The organism is Psychrobacter sp. CX5 (genome assembly GCF_057621535.2).
Genome location: NZ_CM177735.1, coordinates 1,958,543 through 1,978,421, shown reverse-complemented (window position 1 = coordinate 1,978,421; position 19,879 = coordinate 1,958,543). Strand labels below are relative to the sequence as shown.

The 19,879-nt window shown below is 41.1% G+C and carries 16 protein-coding genes; 7 read left to right on the top strand and 9 right to left on the bottom strand.

The features are described 5' to 3' along the window. Positions 1–8 precede the first annotated feature (8 nt). Positions 9–704 (bottom strand): 3'-5' exonuclease, encoded by a 696-nt coding sequence (locus tag AC21OG_RS07725; RefSeq protein WP_487378168.1) that lies wholly within the window; start codon positions 702–704, stop codon positions 9–11. Between the two features lie 97 nt (positions 705–801). Between AC21OG_RS07725 and AC21OG_RS07720 the strand changes: the two genes are divergently transcribed. Then, on the top strand, positions 802–1,797 hold the full coding sequence (locus AC21OG_RS07720) for a DUF1853 family protein (RefSeq protein ID WP_487378167.1): 996 nt from the start codon (positions 802–804) through the stop codon (positions 1,795–1,797). Positions 1,798–1,894: 97 nt separating this feature from the next. Here the strand turns inward: AC21OG_RS07720 and bamB are convergent, their stop codons facing one another. The 8 genes from bamB to ndk form a co-directional block, all read right to left on the bottom strand. After that, positions 1,895–3,091, bottom strand: a complete 1,197-nt coding sequence (gene bamB / locus AC21OG_RS07715; RefSeq protein ID WP_487378166.1) for an outer membrane protein assembly factor BamB — start codon at positions 3,089–3,091, stop codon at positions 1,895–1,897. A 178-nt stretch (positions 3,092–3,269) separates the two neighbouring features. Then, positions 3,270–4,103, bottom strand: coding sequence for a YfgM family protein (locus AC21OG_RS07710; protein ID WP_487378165.1), 834 nt, complete (start codon positions 4,101–4,103; stop codon positions 3,270–3,272). Between the two features lie 28 nt (positions 4,104–4,131). Next, positions 4,132–5,436: a histidine--tRNA ligase gene (gene hisS / locus AC21OG_RS07705; protein WP_487378164.1), complete on the bottom strand. Its 1,305-nt coding sequence runs from the start codon at positions 5,434–5,436 to the stop codon at positions 4,132–4,134. A 163-nt stretch (positions 5,437–5,599) separates the two neighbouring features. Then, positions 5,600–6,736 carry a flavodoxin-dependent (E)-4-hydroxy-3-methylbut-2-enyl-diphosphate synthase gene (gene ispG, locus AC21OG_RS07700; RefSeq protein ID WP_487378163.1) on the bottom strand — a complete coding sequence of 379 codons (1,137 nt, stop codon included), beginning with the start codon at positions 6,734–6,736 and terminating at the stop codon, positions 5,600–5,602. A gap of 153 nt (positions 6,737–6,889) precedes the next feature. Continuing rightward, positions 6,890–7,780, bottom strand: coding sequence for a RodZ domain-containing protein (locus AC21OG_RS07695; RefSeq protein WP_487378162.1), 891 nt, complete (start codon positions 7,778–7,780; stop codon positions 6,890–6,892). A 358-nt stretch (positions 7,781–8,138) separates the two neighbouring features. Then, complete coding sequence (locus tag AC21OG_RS07690) at positions 8,139–9,014, bottom strand: tetratricopeptide repeat protein (RefSeq protein ID WP_487378160.1); 876 nt, start codon at positions 9,012–9,014, stop codon at positions 8,139–8,141. A 486-nt stretch (positions 9,015–9,500) separates the two neighbouring features. After that, on the bottom strand, positions 9,501–10,718 hold the full coding sequence (gene rlmN / locus AC21OG_RS07685; RefSeq protein WP_487378159.1) for a dual-specificity RNA methyltransferase RlmN: 1,218 nt from the start codon (positions 10,716–10,718) through the stop codon (positions 9,501–9,503). Between the two features lie 382 nt (positions 10,719–11,100). Beyond that, positions 11,101–11,532, bottom strand: a complete 432-nt coding sequence (ndk, locus tag AC21OG_RS07680; protein ID WP_486546939.1) for a nucleoside-diphosphate kinase — start codon at positions 11,530–11,532, stop codon at positions 11,101–11,103. Between the two features lie 439 nt (positions 11,533–11,971). Between ndk and AC21OG_RS07675 the strand changes: the two genes are divergently transcribed. The 6 genes from AC21OG_RS07675 to AC21OG_RS07650 all read left to right on the top strand — a co-directional run bounded on the left by AC21OG_RS07675 (position 11,972) and on the right by AC21OG_RS07650 (position 19,805). Further along, a complete protein-coding gene (locus AC21OG_RS07675; protein WP_487378195.1) occupies positions 11,972–13,624 on the top strand; it encodes an FMN-binding glutamate synthase family protein in 1,653 nt (550 codons plus the stop codon). Positions 13,625–13,825: 201 nt separating this feature from the next. Beyond that, entirely contained in the window at positions 13,826–14,794 is a 969-nt protein-coding gene (locus AC21OG_RS07670; protein WP_491185031.1) for a phosphodiester glycosidase family protein, read from the top strand. Between the two features lie 246 nt (positions 14,795–15,040). After that, positions 15,041–16,132 (top strand): redox-regulated ATPase YchF, encoded by a 1,092-nt coding sequence (gene ychF, locus AC21OG_RS07665; protein ID WP_487378157.1) that lies wholly within the window; start codon positions 15,041–15,043, stop codon positions 16,130–16,132. Between the two features lie 351 nt (positions 16,133–16,483). Beyond that, entirely contained in the window at positions 16,484–17,074 is a 591-nt protein-coding gene (locus AC21OG_RS07660; protein WP_487378156.1) for a hypothetical protein, read from the top strand. 215 nt (positions 17,075–17,289) lie between these two features. Beyond that, the gene (locus tag AC21OG_RS07655) at positions 17,290–18,882 is read left to right on the top strand and encodes a deoxyguanosinetriphosphate triphosphohydrolase family protein (RefSeq protein ID WP_487378155.1); all 1,593 of its coding nucleotides are present in this window, start codon (positions 17,290–17,292) and stop codon (positions 18,880–18,882) included. A 215-nt stretch (positions 18,883–19,097) separates the two neighbouring features. Then, complete coding sequence (locus tag AC21OG_RS07650; protein ID WP_487378154.1) at positions 19,098–19,805, top strand: TetR family transcriptional regulator; 708 nt, start codon at positions 19,098–19,100, stop codon at positions 19,803–19,805. Positions 19,806–19,879: the final 74 nt, after the last annotated feature.

The window sequence follows — 19,879 nt, the reverse complement described above, 5'->3', positions numbered from 1 at the left end:
TAGAACCCTTACTTATTAGTTTCAATCTCCTCTGCCATTCTTTTTTGCAACGCTGAATATAAAGAGGGCGTCATATTAGGTATGTTTGCTAGCATCCACTTGACATAACTTAAGGGAACATCCTTAATCATACGTCCTTTATATTTGCCGAATGGCATCTTAGCAATAGGTTTGGCCGTATTGGATAGGTTATGCAACGCCTCAAAATCCGTGGGATCAAGCTCTAAACGCTCACAGCACGCCTTATAAAGTAGATAACACATACGGGCATCGCCTAAGGCATCATGAGCGGCAGCGGTCATTTCAGCAGCGTCATCCTTACCGATTAGCTGCTCTATACACTTAGACTGAGAGTATCCAATCCACTCTGGAAAAGCCACTCTTGCAAGTCTTACGGTACAAATAAGCTTTACATCAGGACGACCAATAACTCCCCAATCAAAGCGAACATTATGACCTATTAAGTAGTCGCTTAAGTCAAATTTATCTAACTCAAATGGGGCCAGTCCCACCACGTCAGCATCGGTAATCCCATGTATTTTAGTCACAAAAGGCGAGATTGGACGCCCACTATTGAAGTAGGACATCCATTCATAGCCTGTCTTAACATCAATAGTCGCGACCTGAATAGGTCTAGGGTCTCGCCCTTGATCGGTTTCTGTATCTATGACTAAAGCGTTAGTCTCTGGTGCTGGTTTCAACATAATAGTTTGTCTTTATCGCCCTTTCATTCATTTTGATGCTTCGTTGAGAAATCTTGTTATACTCTTACTCACTCAATTAAAGCATAAACACCCTAATATGACTATAGAGAAACTGCACCCTTGGGAAGATTATAAACGTCCTTTTGTCAGAGACTTAGCGTTTGCGCTCGCCTGTCCAAATATTCTAAATGAATGGGTTGCTCCCGACAAAAACGTGGTGGCGCCGAAAATATTCGTTCATTCTTCTAAATTTTGGCATCTACAATATCAAAACTATGCAGCACGTCTTCATGAATTGGATACGACCACCGCCTATCAAGACTTAACCCGATATTTAATGTCGCGACCTAGTCCCTATCGACTGGGCTTTCACTTTGAGGGGCTGGTGCATTATTGGTTGGAAGATGGGCATCGATTGGGTCTTCATCCCTATCAGGTCTTAGCGCATAATATTCAACTGTATAACGTGGCACAGACTACAGGTGAGCTTGATTTTATATTACGTAATCAAGAAACCAATGAGGTGGAGCACTGGGAGCTTGCCATAAAGTTCTATTTGGGTGCCCCGCCCTATCACTTCGCAAACTGGTTGGGTATCAATTCACGCGATAATCTTGAACGCAAACTCATCCATATGCAGACCAAACCTTTTCGCAGTGTCTGGATTGATTTGGATTTTTATGACAAAGTTAAGATCGATAAACGCTACGTGGTTATGAAGGGACGGTTTTTTAGACCCAGTAATCAAACCTTTTCACGCCCGCAGTGGCTTGAAAACAACTTTCCAACTCATGTTTGGCATTCGATCAATAGTCGTCAAGATTTCGAAGCATTACAGATGCCAAACCTGCGTCCCGCTCACTATATAGAATGGTTTACCCATCGTGCTTTTTACGATGCTAACTTTATCAAAAAATCATCACCGATCACTCTTAATCCTCAGCTTGATCCAAAACTTAAAAGAGAAGAGCTGCGCCGCCGTCGTAACCGCTTAGCACATTGGCCTTATACGCCGTTAACCTATGAGGATATTGATACCAATTTATATATGAATAACGGAGAGCCTGTTGTTTTGGTTAGCAATGGTCAGTAAGCTGATATGATAAACATTAAAAAATTAAAAAGGCTTTAATACATCTATTAAAGCCTTTTTAGAGATATCAAACAAGATGGGTGCCACTACGTTAGACTTAACGTACGACGCGCCAGACACTGACCTGCCCAGATTTGGTTTGTGTTAATAAGTAATTAGATTGCGAGGTTAGCTTATTAATCGGACCTTTGGTCTGAGCACGACTGACAATACGGCCATCTTGAGGGGATAAGAAATGTACTACCCCCTCTAAATCACCGATAGCAATATAGTCTCCAACACGTTCAGGATTACTGAGTTTACGATACGCTAACGCCTCATTTTCCCATAATAACTCACCGGTATCACGACTATAAGCTTTAACTGAGCCATCTAGCGTCGTTGATATTACCGCATTGTCAGTAACTGCCAAACTGTTTTTACTGGCCGCTTCTGACAAAAAGCGTATTTGACCACTTGCTAGATCCACCCCCAGCAGCTGTCCACTATAGCTTACTGCAAACAATTGACCTCGATCTACGGTTGGCGTACCGTCAATATCAGTCATACGTTGGATTTCACTAGCACCAGAGGGGATACCCACACGGCGGTTCCACTTAGGAATACCGGACTCAATTTCTACCGCATGAAGACGACCGTCAGCACTCGCAATAATAGCTGTCTGATTGTCCAATAGTGTTGGGCGAGCACTACCCCGCACACTTATACTTGGTGTTTGAGTAGCAAACTGCCAAATAATATCCCCTGTTTGTAACGACAAGCCATGCATAATGCCATCGTTGCCAGACAACACGACACGGTTGTTATGAATTAACGCGGGAGACAAAACAGTACCGTTAATAGGAGTCTGCCATTTGATACTGCCATTACTGGTATTAATGGCAATGACCCGCGCTGATTTAGTGGTGACTATTGCAGTTTGACTCGCACTATCAAAGGCGACGCCGCCAAGGATATCTTCATCAAGATTAACGCTCCATAATGCCTTTCCATCAAGGCTATAGCTTTCAACTTGACCTGAGCTTGAAGCGGCAACAATCTGATTGCCATCAAACCCGACTTCAAATCGATTGACATCTGACAGTTTAGAGCGATTATTTAAAGAGGTTTGAAAGACAGGTTGAACCACATTAACGGACTGTTCTAGCTTCACAAGCTTTGTAGGTTCATGAACTTCAGGTTTAATCGACTTTCCACAAGCCGATACTAAGGCGATAGAAGCACATAGAAGTCCTATTTTAGACACCTTTACCATCGCTTTCAATTGGGGGTGATTTGTTGTGTTGTTATACATAGTTGAATAGCTCAATCAGGTTAAAAGTCATAGCACACTTAACGGTTTATTTAGCAAGCACTAATCTTAAACAGTGTGTATGTGGTTATAAATACGTTCTTTTGGAAATTTTCTAATCAACTCATGCTAATCATCTACAGACTGTTAATCACGATTAAGAAAATTCCTATTTAGAGAGTTATTCTGCTGTGCTTTGTGTAACAGCTTCCTCAGAATTACCTTGAGCCAAGTCTGTACCATTGCTATCTTCTACTGCCGATTGTTGTTCAGGTGCTGTCGATTGTTCTTCAGGCATATTAACAATTTGCGGAGGTAGCTCAATCGGCTCAGGGTTAATTCCTAAACTTTCCAATTTTAGACGAAGCAAAGGACGCTCCTCTGCACGCTTCGACAATAAACTCCAAGCATTTTTATAAGAGCGAATGGCTTTTTCTTTATCTTTTTGAGCCATATAAATGTCACCTAACAGCTCTTGTTGGCTAGCCTCAAAAGCGACAGGAACATCTTTCGACGCTTGCGTCATCGCCTCATCCACGTTACCACTATCTAGCAATACAGTTGCATAACGTAGCTGGGTAATAGAGTGCAGTCCAGCATCATGAAGCTCAATCTCCATCGCTTTCTTTAAAGACTCTAGTGCGACGTCATTATCATTCGCATCTACCGCATTGCGCGCTTTAATCATGAGCGCCTGCCACGCATAAACAGTAGAGCCATGCTCTGCTACTAGTGCATCAATATCTGCATTAAGTTTGTTTAGGGCTTCAGCATCAGGTTCTGGCTGATTTAGTAGGGTATCATTCGCGGTTTCAATGGCGGTAAACTTATCTGCAGCGACTTCATCAGCTTTGATCCCTGAACCTTGAAAATAGGTCCATCCAAAATATCCTACTAATGCGAGAAGTATAGCACCGATGATATAGACAGCAGACTGTTTAAGCTTCTCCATCGACTGTGAGTCATCATTGGGGATATTTTGCTGTGGTGACGTGGGACTAGGACGTTTTGCCATAAATCTACCTAAAAGTTATTCGCAAATATTATAAAATAAAATTATCTACCTGATGTAGCCACTGCTTGTCTTGATTAGACTGCTCACCGGTTTCCATTGTTTTAACACTAATGGTATCGTTTTCTACTTCATCTTGAGCCAAGATGACAGTCAGTTTAGCACCTGATTTATCTGCTTTTTTCATTTGTGACTTTAAGCTTGACGCACTGGACATCTTAACACGTAAATCTATGCGTGCCTCTCTTAATGACTGAGCATATAACAGTCCATGTTCATAGACATCGGGATGCGCAACCACAAAGACATCGCAAGCTTGAGTTTCTTGCATAGGATTGACTGCCTGTACCAACAGTAGTAGACGCTCAAGCCCCATCGCAAAACCAGCAGCAGGGTCTGACTTGACAGGTTTATCATCCGTCTTACCTATTGATTTTAGCTGACCAATCAGTCCATCATAGCGTCCGCCCGCACATACGGTCGCTTGAGATCCTAACTTGTCTGTTACCCATTCAAATACTGTTTTGTTATAGTAATCCAGACCACGTACCAACTTTGGATTAATCACATAATCGATATTTAACGCTTTAAGATAGGCTTGCAATTGGTCAAAGTGGGCTGTCGTCTCCTCCCCTAAGAAATCTGCCAAACGAGGGGCATTTTCCAATATGGCCTGTGTATTCACATCTTTACTGTCTAAAATACGCAGTGGGTTGGTGGTTAATCGGCGCTGACTATCACTATCGAGCTGATCTTTTTTATCGTTTAAATAGTTAACCAGTGCTGCACGATAGGCTTGTCGCTCTTCAATCTCACCTAAACTATTAATCTGTAATGTCAATTCGTGGTCAATACCCAAGCGCTTCCACATCATATGAGTCATAGCGATTAGCTCTGCCTCTACATCGACATGCTCACTACCAAAGGCTTCCACCCCTAACTGATGGAATTGGCGATAACGGCCTTTTTGCGGTTGTTCATAGCGGAACATAGGACCGATATACCAAAGCTTAGGACTATCGCCACGCAGTAGATTATGTTCGATAACAGCACGAACTGCTCCAGCCGTCCCCTCTGGACGAAGGGTGATAGGCGTCGGTGGATCAGACTTATCCGTAAAGCTGAACATCTCTTTTTCCACGATATCAGTCGCATCACCAATGGCTCGGGCAAATAACTGAGTTTCTTCAACAATAGGTAATCGAATCTCTTCATAACCAAATTGATCGAGTACCTCACTAAGTGTGCTTTCTAAACGGCGCCAATAACTGCTTGGCTGACTGCTTGAGGTCGGTACATGTAAAATGTCATTAAACCCTTTGATTGATTTGATCATACTTTTTGCCCAAATATTTTTAAGTAAAGCAGTTTATCATAGTAATGAAATACTGGTCGTAAGCCACAGGACTATAAATGACGTATAGGACAGTTGTTTGTAATCTGTTTTATAGTGACGTATTATCAGTTACGTCATATTAGTCCATTGGATAATCAACGACTCAGATACTTGTCCCTTTACTACCATCCACACGTAATATCTCATTGGCGGCTTGCTTTTCAGCCTGTGCCACGCGTTCACGTACCATTTTTTCGATACTTTCAACCAGTGTCGACGTCTCGATTAAATGGCTTTTTTGCCCTTCTTTATAGACCAATGAATTTGGCGACGCCCCTACCACCCCAATATCTGCTTCTTTAGCTTCACCCGGTCCATTTACCTTACAGCCAATGACTGATACATCCATAGGAATCCGCACATCTTCTAATCGCGCTTCCAATTCATTCATTACTCGAATAACATCAAACTCTTGACGGGAGCAGCTTGGACAAGCGATAAAGTTAATGCCATTAGCACGAATATTAAGCGACTTAAGAATATCAAAGCCTACCTTAATTTCATCTTCAGGCTCAGCGGCTAATGAGATACGAATAGTATCGCCAATACCCTCTAATAATAAGCCACCTAATGCAATAGCAGACTTCACTGTCCCTGTTCGAAAGATACCTGCCTCTGTTACCCCTAAATGTAGAGGGTTATCAATTTGCGCAGACAGTAAACGATACGCGTCTAAGGTCAAAAAGACATTACTGGCTTTCACTGATACTTTATATTGATCAAAATTTAAACGGTCTAAAATATCGATGTGGCGCATGGCAGATTCAACCATCGCCTCGCCTGTCGGCTCCTTATATTTGCGTTGTATCTCTTTTTCCAAAGAGCCGGCATTCACCCCGATACGGATAGGAATATTATAATCGCGGGCACAGGCAACCACTTCTCGTACCTTGGCATCATTACCGATATTACCAGGATTAATACGTAGACAGTCGGCACCTGCGGCAGCGACGGCAAGAGCAATTTTATAATCAAAATGCACGTCAGCTATCAGCGGAATATCTACTTTTTTTCTAATTTCAGCGAATGCTGCGACCGTATCCATAGTCGGCGTTGATACACGCATCATATCAGCGCCTGCATCAACGCAGCGTTTAATTTGTGCAACGGTTGCATCGACATCACAGGTATCAGTATTGGTCATACTTTGAACACTGATTGGTGCATCACCACCGACTGCCACATCACCGACAAATATTTTTTTTGTTTTACGACGTTTTATTGGAGAGGGAGTTGACATAAGGATTCTCAGTTGACTGCAAGAGTATTGAAGACATGAAGACTTGCTTGCTTATACTTTTTTTAATGACTTGCTTGCATGGTAATCTAAAAACATGATAATCGAATGAATAGTTAAACTAATAACGGACAAACTTCAAAAGATACGTTTAGATTATGGGGCTAAACTAAAATCCGCTCTATTATTCTGAGCAAATTGAGTTAATTCAACAGCTTCATTATTCAGATCTAGATCAACATTTGAGACCTTTTCAATTTGAATTTGAAAAGGTGGTTGTCCCGTAAGTTTATAACCACCGCGCGGCTGCTCACCGGATAATAAGGTTTTACCTGTCGCATCTACCACTTTCAGGTCTGTATTGTTGCGCACCCAAAATTCCAAGTTCGAAGGCTCTGCATTCGCGGTTACCGTGTCAGTAGTGCCCAAATCTAATGCTGAACCACTATTCGTCAAACTACTACCTGAGTTATTGATAGCACTACCGGTGCTCGTCGTTGTGGTATTCACAGCCGCGCCGGCAGACTGTTCACTATCTGACAAATCATCGACCAAGTCAGTATTGTTTGGATCATCTACCGTTGCGTCTTGAGCATTGGATACGGTGCGAATTAAAAATACTGCCAGTATGATTAAACCGATTAAACCCAGTACTAATAAGGGGTTGATACGGATTGAACGCTTACCTTCACGTTGCAGTGTACCCATAGGTTTGAGCGGTGACTCAATATCATCAACGCTTTTTCTTTTGAGTTCATCAGGATAATTGCGATTAAAGCTCTCAACAATTTGATCAGGATCTAACCCTAAAAACTTGGCATAATTAATGACAAAGCCACGCGAAAATGCCACTTGGGGTAAGGCCTTAAAATCTTCAGCTTCAATGGCTTCAAGATGACGTCGCAATATGAACAACTCACCAGCCACATCATCTAAGGATAGATTTTTATGAATACGAGCCTGTTTAAGCCGATTACCAAATGAGCCTACATTTTGATTGGATGTATCAGGTCTAAGCGTTGACGAGTCTTTATTATCTATGTCCATGATGCCTCTGGGTTAGGAATCCAAACTTTTAGCTGTTTATCTATGGATTACAATTTTACGCCATAAAGTATTATAAATTCTAGCATTTGTAAAATGTGCAAAATAGAAAAAACGTCCTAAAAGCGGTCAATAAGGTGGTATGTTACGTTATAAATTCTAATGAAACCGTTTAATACAAACTATTAAAATGGTTTCAACTAAAAGGGCTATAATTTAAATAGTTACAATCTATATGCATACCGTTTAAATGTCCATTATTAAAAGTAGAAAATAACAGTATAATTTCTTTTATTCATTTTTTATTCATTATGAGCTTAGCAGCATGAAAAAGCCTTAGTAAAAACACCACTAAAACTTATCATAAACTATCTAATCTAGTGCCTTGAGCGACAATACGTGGATAGTTGTTCACATTATCGCCAACAATCAGCATCAATTCATGATATAAATTTCGCGCTTGAGCAACTTTGTCACTATTAATCAGTAAATCAACCAACTCAATATGCGCCAATAAATTATGACGGTCACTTTCAAGCACTCTTACAAAAGCTTGGCTTGCAAGCTGTTGATCATTATTCTTTAATGCTGTGACACCTAAATTTTCTAACGCTTTAATCCGTCCTGAATATCCAAGCGTAGAACCAGCGATTTGAAAATGGTCGATAGCCGATTCATAGCGACCTAAATTCGATAAATAAACGCCATAATTATTATGCGCTTGCATAAACGCAGGTTCAATCTGAATCGCTTTTAGAAAATAAGCTTCAGCCTTATCTATATTAAGCTCACTGCCTTCTCTCTGCAACAGTAGGCCCATCATATCATAGGCCGGCGCATAGCTTTTATGCGCCAAAAAGGCTTTTTCTAATTGCTGTTTGGCGTCATCTAGCTGATTATTAAGCAGGTACTGAGCTGCCATTTGAGTCCTAATCCTAGCAACTTCTATAGTGCGCGGGTTAGCTGATAGCTGCTGATAGCTTAGGCTATCCATATTACGGTAAGAATATCCCGTCTCATGACTAGATTGACAGCCCATCATCAGAATGCAGATTAATAATGAACCCGTTATCAAGAAACCAGCAGTGACAGACAAGTGAGTAGTCAGACTCACTGTCAGATCATGCCTCTCATGGCTCACCCCTACAAATGATGGCGAATTTACACCATTCGCTTTATGAATCAGCTGACTATTTAAAGCTTTTTGATTTAAAAGCTTATGAGGGGTCACTGCCATCCTTACCCTTAATTTTGATTAACGAATCTTAAATACGAATCTTTATTTTCACAGTCAGATAAAATTAACGTTATTAGCCTGTATTTAGCATTTAACTTTATTCATAGCTATCGTAGTTTATAACGCGACTTTTTATTTAAATGTTCAGTTATTCTATTATATTTACTTAAGTTCTTCTAATTTAATATGACTTATAAAGGTAATATAGCACCACTCTGCCTTTTTTGTAATGGTCTACATTAATTTCTGCACTATAATCTGCACTATAAATAGGTAAGCCCTCTATCTTAAACCATATTGCAGGACTCTGGCAAATAGTGCCGTCATTTAATCTATGTCATGCGCTAGATTGAAATTAGCTGACATAAAACGTGGTACTTTTAATTTAAACTAATAAATATTTTTTCGATGAAAGCTGATTACTTTATGCGTCAATACTTAAAGTAAACATCAATACTTAATAATAGCTGCTAGTAAACTGACTATTTAAAGTGAGCCTTCTGTGGGCTGTATTTCACGATCTTTAATGCTTTGTTGCCACTTAGCAGAGCGCCGTGTTCTATCCGCTACTTGACCAACTAACTGACCACAAGCAGCATCTATATCATCTCCACGCGTTTGGCGAATGGTACAGACAAATCCAGCATTATTTAGAATATTGCTAAAAGCATGGATACGATTATTACTCGAACGCTCGTATGGCGCATGGGGGAAGGGATTGAAAGGGATTAAGTTTATTTTACTGGGTAACCCTTCTAATAAATCGACCAACTGATACGCATGCTCATCACTATCATTCACCCCAGCAAGCATCACATATTCAATAGTAACGTGCTTTTTATGTCGCGGATTATTATCATGAACATACGCTTTTGCAGCTGCTATCAACTCGCTTAACGGGTATTTTTTATTAATGGGCACTAGCTCATTGCGTAGCTCATCATTGGGCGCATGTAACGATATGGCTAATGCCACATCAATATCATTATATAAGTCATACATCTTTGGTACGACGCCTGAGGTGGACAAAGTAACACGTCGCTTAGACAACCCATAAGCATGGTCGGATAACATAAGACTCATTGAGGACACCACGGGTTTGTAATTTAGCAGTGGCTCACCCATCCCCATCATTACCACATTCGTCACATTATTTTGCCACTCTTGACTATCCACATCTTCCATATAAGAGGCATTTGCCACCCAAAGTTGACCAATAATTTCAGCAGCTGTTAAATCACGCTCAAACCCCTGCTTTCCGGTACTACAAAAGCTACAATCCAGCGCACAGCCCACTTGAGAAGAAATACACAACGTCTTACGTCCATTGACCTTACTATCATCGGCAGGAATCAATACGGTCTCGACAAGCGACCCTCCAGCCACTTTAAACACCCATTTACGTGTACCATCATCACTATATTCTTTATGCACGACTTCAGGCGGCACAACGCAGGCTTGCTCGCTAAGCTTTTCGCGGAGACCTTTGGATAAGTTGGTCATTTTTTCAAAGTCGGTCACACCATGCTGATAGATCCACTTCATCACTTGCGTGGCTCGAAAAGGCTTTTCACCAATTTGTTTGAAATAATCCCCTAATTGATCTTGGCTCATACCGAGAATATTAGTTTTGGCAGGAGCTGAGAGCTTCGGATCAAAGGAAGTGAGCGGGCCATCAGCGGATTGCATAGGGATTTTGGTCATGATTTATTAACTAACCTAATAGGGTTTGTGAATTTAGTATGAGTTATAGGGTTTGAAAGTTTTGTATGTATTTTACGGATGTCAATGGATAATGACCCATACGCCTCAATCATCATAGTACTGAGAAAGTACTGAGCGTGAAGTCTCTTATACCATTAAACATCATATTATAACTTAAATTTCTTAAGCCTATGTTGTCATATATTACCAAGTGTAGAAATATCAAGCTTGTGAATTTACAATGAAAAACGGCTAAGCATCTGCCTAGCCGCTTTAAAGAATGAGCGCATGTATAAATAAGAACGTAAATTTATATCTAAAATATACACTTCATGTAAAATGCACTTAATAATTGCACTTAATAATAAGGCAAATGTTTAGATTAACGCGTACGGTTTAAAACTTCATCGTCATTGAAGAAATAAGCAATTTCACGCTTAGCCGACTCAGCAGAATCAGAGCCATGTACCGCATTTTCATCGATGCTAGACGCGAAGTCTTTACGGATAGTACCTTCAGCGGCATCGGCTGGGTTGGTAGCGCCCATGATTTCACGGTGCTTAGCAATCGCATTGTCACCCTCTAATACGGATACCACAACTGGCCCAGAGGTCATAAAAGAGACGAGATCATTATAAAAAGGACGCTCTTTGTGCTCAGCATAGAAGCCACCTGCCTTTTCATTATCAAGGTGAAGCATTTTAGCGCCAACGATTTTTAGGCCTGCGTCTTCAAAACGGCTGTAGATAGCGCCAATATGATTGCCACCAACTGCGTCAGGTTTGATAATAGATAATGTACGTTCGATAGCCATGTTAAGTTCCTTAAGTAAAAAAAGTAATAAATAAAAGAATTTATAAAGTAATAAACAATTATTATAAGTTTTAAAGGGTTCGGGTTATATCCTAAGACGTCAATCATTAGAATAGAGCTCGCCTTCAAACTGCACTTATTATAGCGATTCAGCGCCTAAATGATAGTCAAAATAAAGCTCAATAGTATTATATTAACATTATGATACTTTTTTAATGGTTTATAGCCTGATTTTAAACATAGTATATCAAGATATTTTAGCACGATAGATCATAGATAAAGGAAATAGCATGCCACATTCTCAAAAGCCAAGCACACCGCCTCATCCACAACAGTCTAATGCAAAAAATAAAGCGGATGCCCTTAAAGCTAATAGAAACAAAGCCAATACTCTAATAGCAAATAGCATGGAGGCCAATGAGCGCCAATACCAAGTGGGTATGGTTAAAAGATATGGTCTACTGATTGTGGTCGCTATTGTGACTATAGTAGCGATAGTGCTATCGGTCTGGTGGCTGGCGATAGTGGCGGCGTTGTTGGTGTTAGTGGGTATTTATGATTTACTACAATCTAAGCATGCGGTACTCTACAATTATCCTATTACCGGTCATATTCGTTATTTTTTAGAGAGCTATCGACCTGAAATTCGTCAATATTTTCTTGAAGATGATAAAGAAGAAGTTCCTTTTTCACGTCAGCAGCGCGCTTTGGTATATCAACGTGCTAAAAACGTTAGTGATACCAACGCCTTTGGCACACTGGATGATCTATATTCAAAAGACAAAGAGTGGTTTTTACAATCTCAAAATAGTCATCCGCTGAATGTTGAAGACTTTCGAATCGTCGTAGGTAATGACCACTGCAAACACCCTTACTCGATGTCAGTGTTCAATATATCTGCCATGAGCTTTGGTAGCTTGTCAGGTAATGCCATTATGGCACTAAATCACGGGGCGAAACTAGGCGGATTTGCACACGATACTGGGGAGGGTTCAATTAGTCCCTATCATCGTAAATATGGTGGCGACTTAATTTGGGAGATCGGTACGGGCTATTTTGGCTGCCGAGATGCACAAGGCAATTTCAACGCTGAGTTGTTTGAGACACACGCCAAAGAAGACCAAGTCAAAATGATCGAGATTAAAATATCTCAAGGTGCAAAGCCTGGTAAAGGTGGCGTCTTGCCTGCAGAAAAAATCACTGAAGAAATTGCCGAAACTCGGCGCATACCAATGGGAGAAGACTGTGTTTCTCCCGCTACCCATTCGGCCTTTTCAACCCCAAGGGAGTTGGTTCACTTTTGGCAGGAGCTGCGCGACCTATCTGGTGGTAAGCCCGTCGGTTTTAAGCTGTGTATCGGTCAGCCCTGGCAGTTTATGGCCATCGTTAAAGCCATGATTGAGGAGGATAACTATCCAGACTTTATTGTAGTGGATGGTGCTGAAGGCGGAACAGGCGCTGCGCCTGTAGAGTTTATGGATAGTGTGGGTATGCCACTCATAGATGGCTTTTTATTGGTTCACAATACGTTAGTCGGTGCCGGTATCCGCGACAAGATAAAAATTGGCGTCAGTGGTAAAATAGTCTCTGCCTTTGATATTGCCAAAATGCTCGCGCTAGGCGCTGATTGGTGTAACTCAGCTCGTGGGTTTATGTTTGCAGTAGGCTGTATTCAATCTCGCTCTTGTCACACCAATACGTGTCCTACTGGAGTAGCGACTCAAGATCCATTCCGTGAAAAGGCGTTGGATGTGCCCAGTAAATCTCATCGCGTCGCAAGTTTCCATAAAAATACCCTTAAGTCTTTGGCCAACTTTGTGGGTGCAGTGGGTCTGTCACATCCTTACGACTTGCATCCCTATCATATTGCACGACGTATGAATGATGGCTCTATCAAATTATTATCACGCTGTTTTTACTTTATTGATGAAGGGGCATTACTCGACATGAGTGCTCGTTCAGATATTTATAATCAGATGTGGGTAATGGCTGATCCGGATAGCTTCAAAGCGGATAATGAGGCTTTTGTGGCTTATAACTCTGATTCACGAGATTTGCACAGACTGGCTCAGAACAATGAAGTAATGTCTTAGGGTCTGATTTATGACAAATTATAAAAGTGACATGATGCGCTAGAATTAGACTGCTTCTAAAGTAAGCTATTTTTAGAGAAGCCGGTTTTTTGCAAAAGCTATCAGCACTCGTATTCATAAACTAATGCTATTCTTAGGCTAACGCTAAGATATGTTCGAATACATGAACACAGGTTCTGAGAATAACTTATTGAGCAATATATGATTAAAGCACTTCAAAACCTAGGAATATTTAACCCTTGTTTGCCCCTAAGCTGTTTAGCAATAGGTGCTATGTTGATACTCAGTGGCTGTAATGAGGATGAGCTTAGTGGTCTGATAGATAAGGTAAAGGCTACCGACTCCAAAGATACAGACGCTAACTTCTGTCAGGCAGGTGTATCCCCTTTTGCTTATACCCTGTGTGAGGTCGCTCAAGACAGCTTGTCAGATCCAAACAGCGCATTATCCCTTCATTTATTCTGGAAGTCTGGACAATGGCAAAACAAGGAAGGGTCTTTGGATCAAAAAACCTCTCGCCTGCCGCTTTATAATTTTGATGCCTTAATAGACGACCTACCCCCATCGAGTACGCTTAAGTTTGCTGCCAATGCTGGCATGTATAACAACGAATTTGCCCCTATCGGCTATACCGTCATACAGGGCACGCAAATATTGTCATTAAACCTTAATGATGGCGCAGGCAACTTCCATCTAATGCCAAATGGGGTACTGTGGTGGGATAAAAACAATCACATTAACATTACTGAAAGTCATAAGTTGGCAGAGCTTCTAAAAAGCGGCGACGCTAAGCCTTGGTATGCTACTCAATCTGGACCCATGCTGGTCATCGATGGCAACATTCATCCTAAGTTTAACCCAGAGAGCACTTCTGTCAAGATACGTAATGGGGTTGGTGTGTGCGATGATGGCAACATTAAATTTGTCACCAGTCATAATCCCGTTAACTTTTATCAATTTGCCCGTTTTTTTGAAAAAGATCTACACTGCCCCAACGCCTTATTTTTAGATGGGGGTATTGCCTCGGCGTTATATTCCCCTGATACCGAACATAAAGATGAGAAGAATATGGGGGTCATGGTAGGACTGATTAAAGACAATGACTTAAAAAAGGTTACTCTAACTAAAGTCGACACGAAGAATACTGCTGAAGCAACCAGTATAAACTAGGACTTAATGGTCAAAGCTATTGTAAAGTAATTACAAAATAATTGACCGTCATTATCAGTACTCAGGATAATACGACCCCCACTCTATCTAATTTTTGCTACAATACGCGCTATTTAAAATGATTAGTAACGATATATAACCGATTATATCTATCCCTATTTATCTTAAAATCAACGTTTTTAATATATTACTGGTTTTTACCATTTATGTTTTATACCATTTATGAAAAATTAAGAGAGACATATCATGGGCTTTAATTGTGGCATCGTGGGCTTACCAAATGTCGGAAAATCGACTTTATTCAACGCCTTGACCAAAGCAGGTATCGCAGCTGAAAACTTCCCCTTTTGTACTAAAGATCCTAACGTCGGTATCGTACCCGTTCCAGATCCTCGTCTGCAGAAACTTGCCGCCATCGTCAATCCTGAGCGAGTATTGCCAACGACGATGGAATTCGTTGACATAGCAGGTCTAGTGGCAGGTGCCTCACAAGGTGAAGGCATGGGCAATCAGTTTTTAGCAAATATCCGTGAAACTGATGCGATTGCTCATGTGGTCCGTTGCTTCGATGATGATAACGTCATTCACGTTGATGGTCGCGTGAGTCCCATTGATGATATAGAAACCATTAATACTGAGCTTGCTCTTGCTGACTTAGAAGCGGTAGAGCGTGCCATTACCAATTTAACTAAAAAAGCTAAGGGTAACGATAAAGACGCACAAGCTACCTTAGACGTGTTTAAAAAGATTGAACCTTTCGTGGTAGAAGGTAAAGCGGCTCGTGCTGCCAACCTTGACGAGGATGAGAAAAAGCTTATAAAAAGCTATGGTCTTATCACCCTTAAGCCAACCATGTATATCGCCAACGTCAGTGAAGATGGGTTCGAGAATAACCCTTATTTAGATGCTGTTCGTGAATATGCTGCTAAAGAAGATGCCATTGTCTTGCCACTGTGTAATCAGATTGAAGCTGAAATTTCACAGTTAGAGGACGCTGACAAAGCTGATTTCTTAGAAGCCATGGATATGGAAGAAGCAGGTCTGGATCAAGTTATTCGCTTAGGCTATAAAATGCTTGATATGCAGACTTATTTCACCGCTGGGGTTAAAGAAGTACGTGCATGGACTGTCAAAGTCGGTGCGACTGCACCAGAGGCTGCTGGCGTCATTCATACTGACTTTGAGCGTGGATTTATTCGTGCAGAAGTCATCGCTTATGAAGACTTTATTGAGTATAACGGTGAAAAAGGGGCGGCTGCCGCGGGTAAAGCCCGATTAGAGGGTAAAACCTATATCGTGCAAGACGGTGATGTCATGCATTTTAGATTTAATGTTTAGAGCTGACGTTAGCACTGACCGTTTAATAGAACACTAAATTTTAGGTTTGTATTCAGGAATTAGTACTTAATTTTGTTTAAGTCTAATTTTAAAATAAATGTCGTTTTAACAAAGTCAATTTAATCAAAGCCGATATACACTATCGGCTTTATTTTATTACTTTATTGTTATAGTATAACATAACTTATTAAGCGTCTATTTTTTATTTCTCTAACGATGCTAAAGCCTGAGGTTTATGCAGCGTTTAAATTTAAATTGACCCCTGTCTTATACCTCTAACTTGCTTTGCTATAAATTATGACGTAAGACCTAACCCTTTTATTTAAACTAGTCCCATTAAAGGAAACCATTGTGACTCTACCCAAAAGCACGACATTATTCACGCTGATCTGTTTGTCTACCGCTACTGTCCTAACAGGCTGTCAACCCAATGACTCTATTGAAACTGTCGAAAAGGCAGAAGAGACTCCTCAACATAACGAAGAACATAGCGAAGAAAATGGTGTGCATCACGAAGATCATGCAGACCATAGTGACCATCATGACGATGAAGGTCATGACAATGTCGCTCATGCAGACGAGCATGATCATGATCATGATCATGACAAAATTTACACCACGTTCAACTGTACACCAGACACAAGTTTAAGTGTCTATTATCATGACGATATTCAGCCTAAAACGGCACACTTGCTAATCGATGGCATAGAATATGATTTAACCAAAACCAACTCATTGCCAGATGACATCCATTCAGGTGACGTCTATATCGGCAATGTAGGTCTTGACGAGCATCATGGTCTACTCTGGCAAGTAAACGATAATAACGCTACTTTATATGAAATTTCTGTTGATCATACAAAGTCTGATGCCGTTCAAGAAACAAAGCGTGTTGAACATAAAAAACCGCTTTATCAGTGTCAACCAGCTACAGTCGCGTAGGCTGACCAATTCACCTATCATTAGTTAACCGACCCAAACACTAAACACTAAACACTAAACACTAAACACTAAACAGGGCGTATCATTAAATGAGTACATAAGTAAAATTAGGACATAAGCTCATTAATGACAATACGCCCTAGGTCAAATCGAAATTTTTCTGTTATGCTTATTGGCAACTGCATTTCTTTTTTGATTTGGTCAATTGGTGTCCTATGACTCAGCAAAACCTTAACTTAAACCGCCATTTAAACAATACTGATTTAAAAAAATTAACCCCCAGCAAGCATTGGTCTTATTTACTGACGGATCGCCGCTTAGGCAGTATAAAAAAAGACCGCGCCCAAGAAAAATCCCGCACTCCTTTTCATAAAGACTACGATAGGCTTATTTTTTCCCAGTCGTTTCGGCAATTAAACCAAAAGACACAAGTACATCCCTTAACCAATCAAATGGGCATTCACACTAGACTCACCCACTCGCTTGAAGTCTCTTGTATAGGCCGATCCTTAGGAATGATGGCAGCAGAGAAGCTACAAGATAGCCTGTCAAATGGTCTACCACGTGGCATCAGTGTTGGTGATATTGGCGTAATCGTACAGGCCGCTTGTCTGGCTCATGATATTGGCAACCCACCGTTTGGTCATGCCGGTGAATACGCCATTCGTGACTGGTTTAATCAGCCTAGTCAGCAAGGCTTTCTGAGTCACATGACACCAGCGCAGCGTTTAGACTTGCAGGGCTATGAAGGAAATGCTCAAGGCTTTAGACTATTAACCCGTAATGAGCATCACCCTGATCGAGGCGGGATGCGTCTTACCTGCGCCACATTGGGTGCCTTTATGAAATATCCTTGGCTTGCCAAGCACAGTAATGTGGTCAAAGAGGATCTCACGCTAAGTTCAAACCAATCCCAGTCAGCGCAACTATCTGCACAACCAAACTTTGATCAGCACTACAATGACACTCCGCCTTCTAAGCATCCTACTGATTCTAAAAAAACCAATTCAACCACTCCTTGTACTCAAGCGAATACACCTATCAATGGACTAAGTATACATAAATACGGCTGCTTCTTTAATGATGGAAATCTATTAGATAAGCTTGCAAGTCAATTACGACTGCCTTATGCAGCGGAGCATGATGGCTATGCCCGTCATCCATTGGCCTATCTGTTGGAAGCTGCCGATGACATTTGCTATGCGCTTATTGATCTTGAAGATGGCATCCTTCTTAATATGATTGACTACCGAGAAGTTGAGCCCTTGATGCTCGGATTGATGGGCTCTCGCGGGGCACCACCTGAAGTAACCAATAATGCCCCTATTGTGCAAAAGCTTGCTGCGCTAAGGGGTCGCGCGATGATGCGACTGGTCGATAAGGTGACGCAGGCATTTGTCATCCATGCCGATGAGATGCTTGCCGGCGAAATGCAAGGCAGTCTATTTGACCACTGTGAGCGTAGTGTCAGTGAGGGTATTGCCAAAGCAAAAAGCCTAGCCTCTTCTCAAATTTTCGCCCATCCAAGTAAGGTACGTATGGAGCTGATGGCCAATCGCTGCTTACAAACACTGCTTGATGCGTTTATGCCCTTGGCGTTATTACCGCTTACTCAGCACCCACCACATTTTGAACAAAAGCACCTTATCCAATTACTAAATCTACATTTGCATACTCTTAATCGTCAACTGGGCCTCGATGTCTATGATAATGCCTTAAATATCTTGGATTATATAACGGGTATGAACGACCATGAGGCCTATCGCTTGGCGCAAGATTTAAATGGTATTGGTGATAAGGTATGGTAATCTAATACTTTTTCAACTAAAAAGTTTGCTTATACGTTCTTTTTTATTGAATCTAATGTGACTGGGTATTATGCATTGCACCTATAGAACTACTTTTCATTCAGCGCAATCGAATAATACCAGTTGCCACCCAACCCAACTTTGCGTTAGTCTAAAAAAATTAAGGCGTTTGCTGACGCCTGCCCCAACCTTCATTACCACTGAGATACGCTAACATGACCATGACAAACACCCCCAATTTAAACAGCCGCGAGCAGAAGAAATTACAAACGCGTCAAGCCTTTTTCAATGCGGTTCTTGATCTGTGTATGTTAGGACAGTCTTTTGGTTCCATCAGCTTGCGGCAAGTTACCCGCGAAGTTGGTGTCGTACCCACTGCCTTTTATCGACATTTTGATGATATGGAAAACTTGGGTCGCAGCTTGGTCGAAGAAGAGCTTGGACAAGCGCTATCTACGCTACGAAGTGGTCTACAAATGGGGCGCACCCGTAGCTATGATCGGCAGATTGCCAAAAGTATTCAGTTGTTTTTTGCATCCGTTGATGAGCATCCTCGCTATTGGCAGTTTTTAGTGAGTGAACGCTTTGGTGGTTCAGAGTCGGTACGTAACGCCATCGACGCCCAAATCAAACTCTTTGCGCAAATTATGGGTGAGGATTTAGGATTACAACCAGCCTTTAATCATATTAATGCCGAAGACAGACGATTACTGGCAGAGGCCGGTCTTAATTTATTTTTAACCTGGATTATTGATTGGTTGGACCTGACTTATAGCCAGACACATGATGAAGACGTGGATAATGACAATCTAAAAGCTAAAAAAGAGCACATGCTTAGACAGTGTACCCGTCAAGCTCAAATGTTGTTTTACGGGGCTGAGAACTGGCGTTCAAATGAACAAACGCTGTTAATGGATGACTAAAAAAACTGCCCTTTCATATTCACTGAAAGGGCAGTTTTTTTATTGATGCTAATTTTAAGATTTATGTGAATAAG